Below are 14093 nucleotides of genomic sequence, written 5' to 3' on the forward strand. Positions count from 1 at the left end.
CGGGGTGGTAAACCATTGGCTGCTTTGGGACCCCCACCACCCTGCTGGAAGGTGCCGCATTGGTGGAAAGGAGGCGTGGACGCGTGGGACCCATCAAGCCGAATACCTGAGGGCGTTGGGGGTCTTGGCCAGGGCGTCGGTGCACTCGTAGGGGGCCTGGTCGAAGACCATGGTGCGGCGCTCGTCGGCGGTGTAGGGGCTCCAGCCCGGGGAGTTGCCGTGGGCGAAGCGGGTGAGGGCGGTGTGCATGCGGTCGGCCAGGTGCTGGGGGGCGTCGGGGCCGAGGAGTTGGGGGGCCTGGGGTGCGTCGAGGTGGTCGAAGACGAAGGGGAGGTCGGCGCAGTGGGCCGCGCCGAAGTGCGGTGCGGGCCAGGCGAACTGGTAGGTGTGGGTGGGGATGCCGGCGCGGGCGGCGGTGTCGGCGATGGTGCGGGCGGGACACCTGAAGGTGCGGTCGGTCAGTGCCTGGGCGAGTGCGTGACCGGGATTGTCGCTGCGGAGCTCGGTCAGGTAGGTGGCCAGGTCGTCGGCGGTGCGGCCGAGGTTGGCCATGCCGTGCAGGCAGGCGTCGGTGCTGGGGGCGGTGCTGAGGTCGCCGAGGAGGAAGTTCCACTCCTGCGTGGTCGTGCCGATCAACAGGGCGTCCAGCGCGCCGGGTTCGGCGAGTGCTTCCTCGGGGGCGGTGGTGACGACTTCGCCGTCCAGGGTGGGCTGCCAGCGCAGTGCGTCCCGGCCGGCGCGGCGGGCGCGGTCGTCGGCGCTCTCGGCGGGCGCTCGTACTTCTCCGGGCAGCCACTCCTGTTCGAGTGCCATGCGGCGCGCGGTCGGTGTGGCGGAGAGGGCCTGCCGGGTGGGCGGTATGCCGAGCCGGTCGGCGAAGTCGGCGGAGAGTTGCTTCATCCGGTCCAGCGGTGTGAGCAGCGGAGTCCCGGCGCTCATGACGGCGAGGCGGCGGAACAGGCCGCGGGCGGCGGGAACTCCGGTGAGGGCGAGGGCGGCCGTCGCGCCGGCGGACTGCCCGGCCAGGGTCACGTTCGCGGGGTCCCCGCCGAACGCGGCGATGTTGTCGCGCACCCAGGTCAGGGCGGCGGTGATGTCGAGCAGCGCGCGGTTGGCGACCCCGTCGTCCAGGATCATGAACCCTTCGGCGGCGACACGGTAGTTGGGGACGACGAAGACCACGCCGTCACGGGCGAAGGAGGCGCCGTCGTACCAGGGGCTGGCGTTGCTGCCGGTGAAGAAGCCGCCCCCGTAGAGCCACACCACGACCGGGAAGGGCCCGTCGCCGCGGGTGGGAGCGTGGACGTTGAGGTTCAGGGCGTCCTCGCCCGCGATGACGGGGTCTGGGAAGAGGTCCTGGCCGACGTGGGGGTGGGCGGGGCTCGGCCCGTACCCGGTGGCCTTGAAGCAGGTGGTGAACGGCTCGCGCGGCTGCGGGAGGTCGAAGGCGCGGGTGGGGTAGGGCGCTCGGGCGTAGGGGATGCCGAGGTAGGCGGTGTCGGCCGCGCGCGTGATTCCTGCGATGGGCCCGCAGGGGGCGTTGACGGACACGGGGGCTTCCTTCCGGTGTGCGGGGGCAGTTGAGGTGGCGGCCGTGCTCGGTCGGGGTGAGGACCAGCGCGAATTCCGTGGCAGGTGTGTTCAGTCGGCGTCGGCTGCGGGGTCCTGGGCGGGCTTGAGCCGCATGGCCAGGGCGGCGGTGCCGAGGCTGAGGACGGCGAGCGCCCAGAAGGCGACGCGGTAGCCGTCCACGACGGCCGCGTTGCCGCCGACGGTGCTGTGGCTGGTGACGGTGGCGGCGACGGTGACCAGGACGGCCAGGCCGAGAGCGGCGCCGAGTTGGCGGCACATGTTGAGCAGCCCCGAGGCGACGCCCGCGTTGCGGGGGTCGATACCGCTGGTGGAGGCGACGATCGCGGGCATCATCGTCAGGCTGATGCCTGCTCCGACGACCAGGGTGGGCAGCAGAACGTGGGTGACGTAGACGGAGTGGGTGGGAAGCCCGCCCACCCAGACGAGTCCCGCGGCGGCGACGGTCCCGCCGATCACCACCAGGCGGCGGGCTCCGACGAGAGGGATCAGCTTCAGGGACAGCAGCACTCCGATGCTGATGACCGCGACCATGGGCAGCAGGGACAGCCCGGTGCGCACGGCGCTCTGACTCAGGACCTGCTGCAGGTACAGGGAGAGGAAAAACAGCGGCGCGGTGATGACGGCGCCCATGCACAGCGTCAGGACGTTGCCCATTCGCACGTTGGCGACGGAGAGGATCCCCAGGGGGACCAGCGGGGCGCTGCTGCGGCGTTCGATGCCGACGAAGGCCGCGAGCAGGAGCGCACCGGCCACCAGGGCGGCGATCACGCGGGCCGCTCCCCACCCGGCGTCCGGTGCGGCCGAGACGCCGTAGACGAGCGCCGCGGCCGACAGCGTCACGGTGATCGCCCCGGGGAGATCGATACGGGAACGCCGCTGCCCGGTCGCGGTCGGCGCCAGGAAGGCCAGACTCGCGATCAGCAGGCCGGCGCCGATCGGCACGTTGACCAGCATCACCCACCGCCAGCTCACCGACGCCAGCAGACCGCCGATCACGATGCCCGCGGCCCCGGCACTGGAGGCGGCGACGCCCCACCACGTCATGGCCCGGGTGCGCCGGGAGGGCTCGGTGTGGCTGGCGGTGATCAGGCTGAGGCTCGACGGCGCGAGCGCCGCCGCCCCGGCGCCCTGCACCACTCGGGCCGCGAGCAGCATCCAGCCGTCCTGGGCCAGCCCGCCGGCCAGCGACGCGAGTGTGAAGACGACCAGCCCGGCCTGGAAGACGCGGCGGCGCCCGAAGAGGTCACTGGTGCGCGCGGCGAAGAGCAGCAGTCCGCCGAAAGCGACCAGGTAGCCGTTGACCACCCATTGCTGGGCGGATGCCGACAGGCCCAGGCCCGACTTCATGGCCGGCAGTGCCACGTTCACGATGGAGGAGTCCAGCACCACCATGAACTGCGCCACGCACGCGACGGCCGCGACGGCGGCCAGCGCGACACCGCGCTTGGCCACCCCGTGCGAGGGGTCGGCATCGGGTGCCGCGGATGCGGCGGCGCCTGGGGACAGGCGGGACGGGCTGGGCATAGCGGTGCTCCTCGACGATTTCCGGATAGCCTGTCCGTCAATCGTAGAGCGATACCGGATAGCCTGTCCACCAACGTGGGATGCAGCCTCGTCGGCGGCTGCGCACCGGGGCAGGCAGGGCTCGCGCGGAGGAGCCCACCGGATGGGTCCGCGACGGGCAGTCGCCGCGCACTTCACGGCCTTGCCGCTGAGTCCGGACCCTGATCCGCATCGGGACCTGGTACCGGGACCGGCGTCGGCCTCTCGTCCGGGTGGCGTCCCAGCCGCGACCGTCCGCAGCGAGCGCAGCGCGTCGCACACAGGTTCCCGCAGCGGTCGGTCCTCGGCCGACCGCATCCACCGCTGTATCGCGGTCTGCTCATGCAGATCGCGCTGCGGCAATGCGCCACCAATCGCCGCCGCTACCGATCACCACCGGTCACACCCCGAGCGCGCGCTCTCGCTTCTCAAGATCGCTTCCGGAGAACGCATCGGCCCGGCCCCTCGTGGCGATTCGGCACGGTATGGGACCCTCATTGACAAGGTCCAGACCAATCCGTCACGGTGGCACGCCCCTTCACGGAGACCCCTTGATCGCCAGGAGGCGTTCATGCGTGTGCTGCTCGGCAGAGTGAAGTCCTTCGCGGCGGCAGCCGCTATCGCGGCCGTCGCGGCGGCCCTTCCCACGGCCGCCCCCGCCACCGCCGCGAGTGCCGTGGCCGGCAACGCCCCGCAGGTCTACGGCGCATGGCACTGCGGCGACGATGCCTGCACGTGGGCAACCGTCCGCGACATGACCGACTTCGACCACGACAACCACTGGCTCATCGACCGCGGTGACGGCCACCCCTCCGTCAACCTCGTGGTGCTCAGCTTCGTCAACCCGCTCACCCTCCTCAGCGGCACGACGAACAGCGGCAACACCGATGGCGTCCCGGTCGGCATGAACCAGGCAGTGGTGAACTATTTCACCAGCCACGGCATCCGCGTGATGCTCTCCATCGGCGGCATCACCTACACCGACGACTGGGACACCGCGCTCGCCCAGAACCCCACACTGCTCGGGCAGAAGGCCGCCGCGCTCGCCACCCGACTCGGCGTCGGCATCGAAATCGACTACGAGCAGAGCTCCGGTCCGAACACCGCGGGTCTCCAGGCGTTCATCGACGCCTACCGGGCCGCGCACCCGTACGACGCCTCGGGTGCTGATCCGACCGCGCGGCTCACCATCGATGTCGCGGCCGGCGACCGCTGGCTCATCGACCTCGACCAGTACGCGACCGCGCACTGGCTCACCCCCGGTGCCCCGGTGCTGGACTACGCCAACGCCATGGTGCCCAGCAAGCAGCCGTCGGCCGGCGGCGCGGAGTCGAACTGGCAGGAACACATCTCGGGCAAGGCCAACTACAGTCCGCCGATCCCGCCGCTGGCCCCCGCGAAGTTCACCGGCAGCCTCTACATCGCCGAGGGCTCCCAGGTGAGGCCGGAATGCACCGACTTCTCCTCCTCGCTGCAGAACGCCACCGGCAGCTGGACGCAGAACGCGGCACCGGCCGGCGCCGGCACCACCAACGGCCTGCTGGGGTACATGTTCTGGGCCGCGGAACGCCCCTCGACCCGCGGGGTGACCACCGACCCGCCCAACACCTGCGAAGGCGGCGTCGGCGCGGGGTCGAGCGCCTACTCCGTCCCCGTCCCGATGCCGCCCCTCCGGCAGAGCTGAGCGCCAACTGCCGTGATCGACCGGCTGATCGGCAGTGACCTCGGCAGCCACATGCCGACCTGCCCGGAACGTCAGCCGCTTCGTCAGGGGCAGGCATCATGCGCGGTGCCCGGCCGCGCGTCCCCAGCAGTACATCCGTCCGCCGGCCCGGGCCCGGTGCCGGCGGACGCCGAGCGCCGGCTGGGCGACCCTGGCCGTGACCGGCGAGGTCACCGGTGGGCGCTACGTCAACGACGTCGTCGAGCCGGCCGTCGTGCGCGCCGAGCCCACCGGCTAACCCCGAGCGACCTCAGCAGTGTGTGCGGGGGTGTACCGCTCGCCCATCACCTGGTCGCTCAGCGGGTCCAGCGCGGCAAGTGCCTCGGCGTCCAGCGTGAGTTCCAGCGCGGCCGCGTTCTGCTCCAGCCGGGCCGGACTGCGGGTGCCCGGAATGGTCGCCACCGCCACCCCGAGCCGCTCGGTCTGGGCGTACACCCAGGCCAGCGCCACCTGGGCCGGGGTGGCACCCAGCCGGTCGGCCACCTCGCGCACGGTCTGCGCGATCTTCTCGTTGGCCTCGCCCGCCTCGCCGGCGAAGCGGGGGTTGGTGCGCCGGAAGTCCTTCTCGCCCAGCGCGGAGCGGTCCAGGGTGCCGGTCAGGAACCCCCGTCCCAGCGGCGAGTACGGCACCAGCCCGACCCCCAGTTCGGCCATCACCGGGGTGACCGCCTCGACGTCGCGGGTCCACAGCGAGTACTCGCTCTGCACCGCGGTGATCGGGTGCACCGCGTGCGCCCGGCGCAGCAGCTCGCCGTCGACCTCGGACAGGCCCAGATGGCGAACCTTGCCCGCTTGGACCAGTTCGGCCATCGCCCCGACGGTTTCCTCGATCTCCACGTCCTGGGGCGGGCGGTGGGCGTAGTACAGGTCGATCACCTCGACGCCCAGCCGCAGCAGCGAGGCGTCGCAGGAGCGCAGCACGTAGTCCCGGGCACCGCGGATGCGGCGTGCCCGGTCGCCGGCGCTGCGGTCGATGCCGAACTTGGTGGCCAGCTGCACCTGGTCCCGGCGGCCATGGATGGCCCGGCCCACCAGTACCTCGTTGTGGCCGGCGCCATAGGCGTCGGCGGTGTCCAGGAACGTGATGCCCATCTCCAGGGCCCGGTCGATGGTGGCCATGCCGCCGTCCCAGTCGGCGGCGCCATAGCTCTCGCTCATCCCCATGCACCCCAGGCCCATCGCGCTGACGGTAAGACCGGGCGAGCCGAGCGTGGTTCGGGTGATCATGCGCCGACACTCCTCCTGCCCAGCGGACCGGGCGGTACCTCGAGGGCTGACGAACGCCTTCGACGCTAGGACTTGGAGCGCGCTCGATGTCAAGCCGGAGGACCGGCCCCGCCGGCGGATCAGGCGCGGCGGAAGCGGGTGCCGGTGAAGCGATCCACAGCCAGCAGGTCGCCACCGGGTCCCGACCGCTCCAGCTCCGGGCACGTGGGCACCTCGGAGACCGTCCCGTACGCCTCGGCCTGCTCATCAGTCAGGAACTCCACCGGCCCGAGGCGGACCGTAGGCCCGCGGCTCACTACGCTGCGTTGCCCAACGGCTGTGCACACAACCGCGCTTACCTCACATTCCCGGCATGTCGCAGCGGCGCGTCCGGGGTTGGACAGACAGCCGACCCTCGTTCGTCATCTTGCGTGCGCCCAGCCTGCGGAAATGCCTGGGTAGCGTCGGGCGGAGTTCGATCCTCCCTCTCAAGAAGGACCTCCCATGTGCAAGCACGGTGACATTCCGTCACAGGAACCGGCCGGCCAGAACAGACGAGGGTTTCTGCGCAACGCGGCGCTGGCCGGCGCGGGTACGGCGGTCGCGGGAGCGGGCGCGTCCATGCTCGGCGCCACCCCCGCGCAGGCCGCGGACCAGAGCGGGCGCCCTGCGCGACGGCCCGCCGGCACGTGGAACCCGGACCCGGCCGCCCTTCAGTTCACCCTCGCGGTCATGCCCGACACCCAGTTCCTGTACTGGGGCAGCCAGGACAGCGTCAACCGGGCGCCCCAGGAAGCCTCGTTCCGCTACATCATCGAGCACAGCTCCGACCCCGACGCCAACATCGTCTTCATGGCCCACCTGGGCGACCTGACCGAGGACGCCGACGCCTCCTCCTTCCAGGAGGTCGACAAGGCGTTCGCGCTGCTCGACGAGCACGGCGCCGCCTACAGCGTGCTGGCCGGCAACCACGACGTCTCCGGCGACGACAGCCGCGGCGACACCCCGTACCTGCGGACCATGGGCCCGCAGCGGTTCAAGCGGTCCAAGACATTCGCCGGCGCCGACGCCACCGGCTACAACACCGCCCACATCTTCCAGGCCGCCGGCCGTTCCTGGCTGCTGCTCGCCCTCGACTGGCGCACCACCGACCAGGGGTACGCCTGGGCCAACGAGGTCATCAAGGCGCACCCGCAGATGCCGGTGATCGTCACCTCGCACGACATCGTCGCCTCCCCCTACGATGACAACGTTTTCCCGTACCAGTCCGGCGACCCCGAGAACAACGCCGTGCTGGAGGCCAACGGGCAGGCGGCCTGGGACAAGCTGATCAAGGACAACGACCAGGTCTTCCTCACCCTCAACGGCCATTACTGGCCGCCCGGGCGCACCACCATGCAGAACACCGCGGGCAACGACGTGCACCTGCACATCACGAACTACCAGAACCGGTACTTCGGCGGGGGCGGCATGATCCGGCTGTACCACTTCGACCTGGTCCGCAACACGATCGACGTCGAGACGATCAACCCCTGGATCCTGGAGCAGGAGCCGGAGGCCCGGACCACGCTCGCGGCCGAACTGGCCCACGTCACCGGCGCGGTGGACAACTTCTCGGTGCCGATCGACTTCATGCAGCGGTTCGCCGGCTTCGCCCCGGTGCCGGTGCGGCCCGCGCGGCCGGCCGCCGAGGAACTGGTGAAGGGCACGCTGGCGTACTGGCGCTTCGACGGCCAGGGCGCGGCCGGCACCTCGCTGAGCGCGGGCCAGACCGTGCGCGACCTGTCCGGCAAGGGCAACGACCTGACGGTGGTGAGCGTGCCGGGCACCGCCGCCGACGCGCTGACCTGGTCCGCCGACCACCACCCCGACCAGCCCGGGCACGCCAGCCTGAAGTTCGTCGGCGGCCGCAACCCGGTGCACGGCACGTACCTGACCACTGCCGCCAAGGCCCCGCTGAACACCGAGACGTTCCGGTCCGGCTACACCATCGAGACCTTCGTCTCCATGCCGCTGGACTGGGACGCCGGGAACAACGGCTGGGCGGCCCTGCTCACCCGGCGCGGGTCGGCCGGCGCGGCGGGCAAGCAGGGCAAGAACACCGACCCTGACGAGCCGGTGGTGCAGTTCGCCATCTCGAACAACGGCCGCGAGCCGCAGTTCAACCACTACCCGCTCAACGACACCTACCCGACCACCAACTGGGGCCACGGCCTGGTCGAGCTCAAGTGGTGGCACCTGGCGGTGGTCAACGACGGCCGGCTGACCAAGCTCTACGTGGAGGGCGCCCCGGTGGTGGACAACCCCAACCGCGTCTCGGTGGGCCTGACGTCGCTCGGCCTGCCCTGGCTGCTGGGCGGCCACGAGTACGCGGGCGCGATCGACATCGTCTTCCTCGGCAACATCGGCGACACCCGCATCGTCAACCGCCCGCTGTCGCACAGCGAGTTCCTGACCGCGAAGTAGCCGGACCGCTCGCAGCAACCAAGCCTCCCCTCCCCCATGCGACTTGTGCCGCATGCCGTCCCGCCCCCGGTCCGCCGGCCGGGGGCGGACGCGCCGCGCCTGCCATGGGTCAGACGGGGGTGTGGCCCCGGAGGTAGTCGTTCACGGCGGCGGGGAGGCCGGCGTCGAGCGCTTCGGGGATCGGCGACCAGCGGACCTTTCCGGGTGGGAGCGCGGCTCCGTCCGAGGGGGACTCGCTCAGCAACTGGCACACCACCGCGGGCGGGTTGTCCGTCTCCCCGGGACCGGACGGGGTCAACGGCTCGGTTCCGTCGGCGAGGAAGCCGGTGAGTTCCTGGACGACGCGCGCCGCGGTGGCCGCGGCGGGCTCGCTCGGCTCGGGGGTCCCGGACGGCAGCTCCCATCCGTGGCCGCGGTCGACCAGCAGCAGCCGTCCGTCGTAGAGGACGACCGCCCGCACCACCTGCCGGGCTCGCTCCGATGCGCTCACTGGCCGTCCTTCCGCCGACGTGATGGGCCGCTCTCGCGTCTACCCGCGAAGAGGCCGCACAGCCCTGCCGAACTCCGGGAGCCCGCAGGCCGGTTCGAGGCCCGGGTTCGAGCCCGCATCCGGGTCCGGGGCGACGGTGGCAGGGCGGCCGGCGCACCGTGCGGACGGCAGCGGCCGCACCACCGCTTCCCGGAGCCGCCCGTCCCGGAGGCCGTCGAGCACCGGAGACGGACGGAGACCGGACCGCTCGCCACTTCACTGACAGGCGGAAAGCGGTCCGGCCCCGCGGGGCCCTTCGGCCTCAGGCGGCGAGCTGCGGGTACAGGGCCTCGACGCCGGCCGACAGGCCGGCGCGCACCTGGCGGCTGATCTCGTCGGCGACGACCTCGGTCAGGCCCTTCTCGACACCCTCGAGGGCGATGCGGGCGATCTCGGCCGGGTCCTCCTTGTGGACGTCCGAGAGGCGGGCGGTCATGTCGGTCTCCATGTAGCCGACGTGCAGCGCGGTCACCTGGGTGCCCTGCCCGGCGAGCTGCACGCGCAGCGCGTTGGTGACGGACCAGGCGGCGGCCTTGGCGGCGCAGTAAGCGGCGATGTCGGGGAAGGAGACCCAGGACAGCACCGACAGGACGTTGAGGACGGCGCCGCCGCCGTTGCGGGCGAGGATCGGCGCGAAGGAGCGGCTGACGTCCAGGGTGCCCAGGACGTGGGTGTCGTACTCCAGGTGGTAGGCGTCGAAGTCGCCGTCGAGGACGCCGGCGCCGGTGGCCGAGCCCGCGTTGTTGATCAGCAGGGTGACGTCCTGGGCCTGCTCGGCGGCGGCCAGCACGGAGGCGTGGTCGGTGACGTCGAGCCGGATCGGGACGGCGCCTTCGGCGGTGACGGTACGGGGGTCGCGGGCCGCCGCGTAGACCTTGCTCGCGCCGGCTTCGAGCAGGGCGCGGACGAACTTGTCGCCGAGACCGCGGTTGCCGCCGGTGACGAGGGCGACGGAGCCGTTGAGGGTCATGAGGGGTGGCCTTCTTCCTGGGGATCGCGGAGCCGCCACCGCACGGGACACGGCGGCGGACACACAGGAAACCGATCGGTTTCCCCGTGCTCCATCCGACGGTACACCGATCGGTTTCAGGTGTCGAGGCGCGCCCTGAGGGCGGCGGCGATCCCGCCGGCCGCGGCGAGCTGCTCGGGGGTGAGCGCGTCCACGAACAGCTCGCGGATCGCCCGCAGATGGGGCAGGGTGGCCGCCCGGAAGGCGTCCGCGCCCTGGTTGGTGAGCACCACCTCGGCGCCCCGGCTGTCGGCGGCGCACTCCTCGCGCCGGATCAGCCCGCGCCGCTCCATGCGGCCGATCTGGTGGGAGAGCCGGCTGCGCTCCCAGCCGATCCCCGCCGCCAGCCGGGAGGAGCGCAGCCGGTGGCCGTCGGCCTCGTGCAGCGCGAGCAGCACCGCGTAGTCGCCGGGCGAGAGGGCGGCCTGATTCTGGAGCCGGGCGGCGAGCTCGCCGCGCAGGGCCTCGGTGGCCTCGATGAAGTCGCGCCAGATCCGCAGTTCCGCGGCGGTGGGGAGGTCTCCGCGTCGCTCTGCCATGTGTCCCGCCGTCCTGGGTTATTGACACGTCAATCATATGGAGCGATGGTTGAGACCACAACTACTTCGCCGGCCGGCACGCACAGGCGGTGCGCGCCGGCGGGGAATCGCAGGAGGAGCGCGCAGCCATGTCCGATCTCGCCTTCGGCCTGGACACGTTCGGCGACGTGCCCCAGGACGACCACGGCACCTTGGTCTCCGACGCCCGCGCGATCCGGCAGATCGTGGAGGAGGCCGTGCTCGCCGACGACCTCGGCGTGGACGTCATCGCGCTCGGCGAGCACCACCGCCCGGAGTTCTCGGTCTCCACCCCGGAGACCGTGCTCGCCGGCATCGCCACCCGCACCCGCCGGATCCGGCTGTCCTCCGGCGTGACCGTGCTCAGCTCAGACGACCCGGTCCGCGTCTTCCAGCGGTTCGCCACCGTGGACGCCCTGTCCGAGGGCCGGGCCGAGGTGATCCTCGGGCGCGGCTCGTTCACCGAGTCCTTCCCGCTGTTCGGCTACGACCTCGGCGACTACGACGTGCTCTTCGAGGAGAAGATCGCGCTCTTCGCCAAGCTGCTGGAGGAGAAGCCGGTCACCTGGCACGGCACGGTACGGGCGCCGCTGGAGAACGCGGAGGTCTACCCGAGGACGGAGTCCGGGCACCTCAAAACCCTGGTGGGGGTGGGCGGTTCGCCCCAGTCGGTGGTGCGCACCGCCCGCTACGGCTTCCCGCTGATGCTCGCCATCATCGGCGGCGACCCGGAGCGCTTCGCCCCGTTCGTCGACCTCTACCACCGCGCCGCCGAGCAGTTCGGCACCACCGCCCACCCGGTCGGCATGCACTCGCCGGGCTTCGTCGCCGACACCGACGAGCAGGCGCTGGAGCTGCACTGGCCGCACTACCGGGTGATCCGCGACCGCATCGGCGCGCAGCGCGGCTGGCCGCCCATCACCCGGGAGGAGTACGAGCGGGAGGTCCGGCACGGCTCGCTGTACGTCGGCTCGCCCGAGACGGTCGCCCGCAAGATCGCCGCCGCCGTCTCCGCGCTGGGCGCCGGCCGGTTCGACCTCGTGTACACCACCGGCGCCCAGCCGGTCAGCGCGCGCCTGCGTGCCGTGGAGCTGTACGGCACGAAGGTGATCCCGATGGTCCGCGACATCCTGGCGGGGTGACCACCGCACCCCGCCGGTGCCGCCGCCCGTTGCAGTACCGGGTACGGCCGCAGGGCGCGGCCGCGCCTTTCCCCAGCAGCCAGCAAGACCGCAATCCACCCGCCGCCGGCCGCAGCGCCGGCCAGGACCACGCAGAGGGATGACGCACAGATGCCACTGACCGGAGAGTACGAGCCCAGCGCGTTCGAGTTCGCCCGCAAGCAGGTCGAGCTCTACGAGAGCTCGGGCGGCACGCAGGGCCTGGTCAACGAGGGCGGCGGCCCGGTGATCGTGCTGACGTCGATCGGCGCGAAGTCCGGCAAGATCCGCAAGACGCCGCTGATGCGGGTGGAGCACAACGGGCAGTACGCGGTCGTCGCCTCGCTGGGCGGCGCCCCCAAGCACCCCGTCTGGTACTACAACCTGGCCGCCAACCCGCACGTGGAGCTGCAGGACGGCCCGGTCAAGAAGGACTACCTGGCCCGCGAGGTGGACGGCGCGGAGTACGACGAGTGGTTCGAGCGGGCGGTCGCCGCCTGGCCGGACTACGCGGAGTACCGGAAGAAGACGACGCGGAAGATGCCGATCTTCGTGCTGACGCCGATCGAGGACTAACGCCCTTCGGACGCGCGGGCCGGGCGCTCCGGCCGGCCCGGCCCCTGCCGCTCAGCCGAAGTAGTGGCCCGCCTTGAGATCGGCGATCAGCCCTGGGCGGACCGGCTGCCAGCCGAGCAGTTCGCGGGTGATCCGCGACGAGGCCGGGCCGTCCAGCCCCCAGAAGCCCCCGAGCCAGCCGACGTGGTCGCGGACCTGCTCGGGCGTGACGGAGACGGCCGGGATGCCGAGGTGCGCGGCGAGCACCTCGGCCACCTCGCGGATCGGTACGCCCTCCTCCCCGACCGCGTGCAGCACCGACCCGGCGGGGGCGGCCTCCAGCGCGAGGCGGAACAGGCGGGCCGCGTCGTCGCGGTGGACCGCGGGCCAGCGGTTGGCCCCGTCGCCGACGTAGGCCGCGGCGCCCTTCTCGCGGGCGAAGCCGACCGCGGCCGCCATGAAGCCGTTGTCGCCGGCGCCGTGGGTGGCCGGGGGGAGCCGGACGACCGAGGCGCGCACCTGCCGATCGGCGAGGGCCAGGGCGCGGTGGGCGTTGGCGATCCGCCCTCCCCCGCCGCTGATCGGGCCCTTCCCGCCGGCGGCCTGCGCTGTCAGCCCGTCGCGTTCGGTGGCCGTCGCGCCGGGCGGGAGTCCGAGCACCCCGAGGATGCCGGAGGCGATGACGAGCGGTTTGCCGGTGCCGGAAAGGGCCTCGCCGAAGGCGTCGATGGCGGCGCGGTCGGCGGCGGAGGCTCCGGCGTAGTCGCCGCTGAAGGCGATGTCGTGCCGGAAGGCGAGGTGGACGACGCCGTCGGCGGCCGCGGCGGCCTCCCGCAGGGTGTCCAGATCGTCGAGCGAGCCGGGGCAGGGCTCGGCCCCTGCCGCGCGCAGGGCCTCGGCCGAGGCGCCGGACCGGGCGAGAGCGGTGACGCTGTGGCCGGCGGCGAGCAGATCGGGGACCAGGCCGCGGCCGACCCAGCCCGATGCTCCGGTGACGAATACGCGCATGGGGAATCCTCCAGTGGCACGGGCCCCGGCCGGGCGGTTCCGCGGCGGGCGGCCCTTGCCGTCACCCCCCATTCTTTGTACGGTCGTGCTAGTAATGTCAAGCCGCGACGACGACCACCGGGAGGCAGCGATGGCGGGACGCCCCGTCGACCATCAGCGGCGCGCCGAACTGCTCGACGCCGTGGTCGACTTCACCGTCGAGCACGGCTTCGCCGACCTGTCCTGGCGGCCCGTGGCCGCAGCGCTCGGGGTCTCCCCCACGACACTGGTGCACCGCTTCGTCACCAAGGAGCAGATGCTCCAGGCCGTCCTCGGGCGGCTGCGCGAGCGGATCTTCCGCGCCACCGGCGAGGCGGTCCGCGGGCAGCCGGGCCTCGCGACGGCCGTGCGGGCGGTGTGGGAGCGGACCTCCGACCCCGCCCGGGGGGCGGAGTTCCGGCTGTTCTTCGCCGTCTACGGGCGGGCGCTCCAGGCGCCGGAGCAGTTCGCGGACTTCCTGGAGCACGTGGTGGCCGACTGGATGGAGTCCCTGCGTGCGGCGCAGGGGCCGGACGCGGACCCGGTGGCCGCGACCCGGACGGCGACCCTGGTCGTCGCCACGATCCGCGGGCTGCTGCTGGACCTGCTCACCACGGACGACCGCGAGCGGGTGCGGGAGGCGGCGGAGAGTTTCCTGGCCTCGCTGGAGGAGTAGACCGTGCCACCGACCGGCGCCGGCCGTGCAGCGGCCGGCGGATCGCCGGTC

Annotated in this window: 13 protein-coding genes; 5 read left to right on the forward strand and 8 right to left on the reverse strand. The window is 72.3% G+C overall.

The genetic code is table 11. The features are described from left to right. Window positions 1-93: 93 nt before the first annotated feature. The gene (locus BLR33_RS30430; protein ID WP_176930637.1) at window positions 94-1551 is read right to left on the reverse strand and encodes a carboxylesterase/lipase family protein; all 1458 of its coding nucleotides are present in this window, start codon (window positions 1549-1551) and stop codon (window positions 94-96) included. Between the two features lie 90 nt (window positions 1552-1641). Continuing rightward, entirely contained in the window at window positions 1642-3117 is a 1476-nt protein-coding gene (locus BLR33_RS30435; protein WP_176930639.1) for an MFS transporter, read from the reverse strand. A 589-nt stretch (window positions 3118-3706) separates the two neighbouring features. Here BLR33_RS30435 and BLR33_RS30440 point away from each other — a divergent pair. Next, window positions 3707-4819, forward strand: a complete 1113-nt coding sequence (locus tag BLR33_RS30440; protein ID WP_093787879.1) for a glycoside hydrolase family 18 protein — start codon at window positions 3707-3709, stop codon at window positions 4817-4819. A gap of 273 nt (window positions 4820-5092) precedes the next feature. Here the strand turns inward: BLR33_RS30440 and BLR33_RS30445 are convergent, their stop codons facing one another. Then, entirely contained in the window at window positions 5093-6085 is a 993-nt protein-coding gene (locus BLR33_RS30445) for an aldo/keto reductase (RefSeq protein ID WP_093787880.1), read from the reverse strand. A 119-nt stretch (window positions 6086-6204) separates the two neighbouring features. After that, on the reverse strand, window positions 6205-6348 hold the full coding sequence (locus tag BLR33_RS35430; protein WP_176930642.1) for a hypothetical protein: 144 nt from the start codon (window positions 6346-6348) through the stop codon (window positions 6205-6207). A 220-nt stretch (window positions 6349-6568) separates the two neighbouring features. On the opposite strand from BLR33_RS35430, the gene BLR33_RS30450 reads away from it, so the two are divergent. Further along, window positions 6569-8530, forward strand: a complete 1962-nt coding sequence (locus BLR33_RS30450; RefSeq protein WP_093787881.1) for a LamG-like jellyroll fold domain-containing protein — start codon at window positions 6569-6571, stop codon at window positions 8528-8530. 109 nt (window positions 8531-8639) lie between these two features. On the opposite strand, the gene BLR33_RS30455 is transcribed toward BLR33_RS30450, so the two are convergent. From BLR33_RS30455 to BLR33_RS30465, 3 genes are all read right to left on the reverse strand, one after another. Then, complete coding sequence (locus tag BLR33_RS30455; RefSeq protein WP_093787882.1) at window positions 8640-9020, reverse strand: NUDIX hydrolase; 381 nt, start codon at window positions 9018-9020, stop codon at window positions 8640-8642. Between the two features lie 301 nt (window positions 9021-9321). Further along, window positions 9322-10029, reverse strand: a complete 708-nt coding sequence (locus BLR33_RS30460; RefSeq protein ID WP_093787883.1) for an SDR family oxidoreductase — start codon at window positions 10027-10029, stop codon at window positions 9322-9324. A gap of 116 nt (window positions 10030-10145) precedes the next feature. Next, the gene (locus BLR33_RS30465; RefSeq protein WP_093787884.1) at window positions 10146-10607 is read right to left on the reverse strand and encodes a MarR family winged helix-turn-helix transcriptional regulator; all 462 of its coding nucleotides are present in this window, start codon (window positions 10605-10607) and stop codon (window positions 10146-10148) included. Window positions 10608-10735: 128 nt separating this feature from the next. Between BLR33_RS30465 and BLR33_RS30470 the strand changes: the two genes are divergently transcribed. Both BLR33_RS30470 and BLR33_RS30475 read left to right on the forward strand, forming a co-directional pair. Then, entirely contained in the window at window positions 10736-11767 is a 1032-nt protein-coding gene (locus BLR33_RS30470) for an LLM class flavin-dependent oxidoreductase (protein ID WP_093787885.1), read from the forward strand. 150 nt (window positions 11768-11917) lie between these two features. Next, window positions 11918-12361, forward strand: a complete 444-nt coding sequence (locus tag BLR33_RS30475) for a nitroreductase family deazaflavin-dependent oxidoreductase (RefSeq protein ID WP_093787886.1) — start codon at window positions 11918-11920, stop codon at window positions 12359-12361. A 51-nt stretch (window positions 12362-12412) separates the two neighbouring features. Here the strand turns inward: BLR33_RS30475 and BLR33_RS30480 are convergent, their stop codons facing one another. Next, a complete protein-coding gene (locus BLR33_RS30480) occupies window positions 12413-13348 on the reverse strand; it encodes an SDR family oxidoreductase (protein WP_093787887.1) in 936 nt (311 codons plus the stop codon). 130 nt (window positions 13349-13478) lie between these two features. On the opposite strand from BLR33_RS30480, the gene BLR33_RS30485 reads away from it, so the two are divergent. Continuing rightward, window positions 13479-14042, forward strand: coding sequence for a TetR/AcrR family transcriptional regulator (locus BLR33_RS30485; RefSeq protein WP_093787888.1), 564 nt, complete (start codon window positions 13479-13481; stop codon window positions 14040-14042). Window positions 14043-14093: the final 51 nt, after the last annotated feature.

It is taken from the genome of Actinacidiphila guanduensis, from assembly GCF_900103985.1.
GTDB classification, from domain to species: domain Bacteria; phylum Actinomycetota; class Actinomycetes; order Streptomycetales; family Streptomycetaceae; genus Actinacidiphila; species Actinacidiphila guanduensis.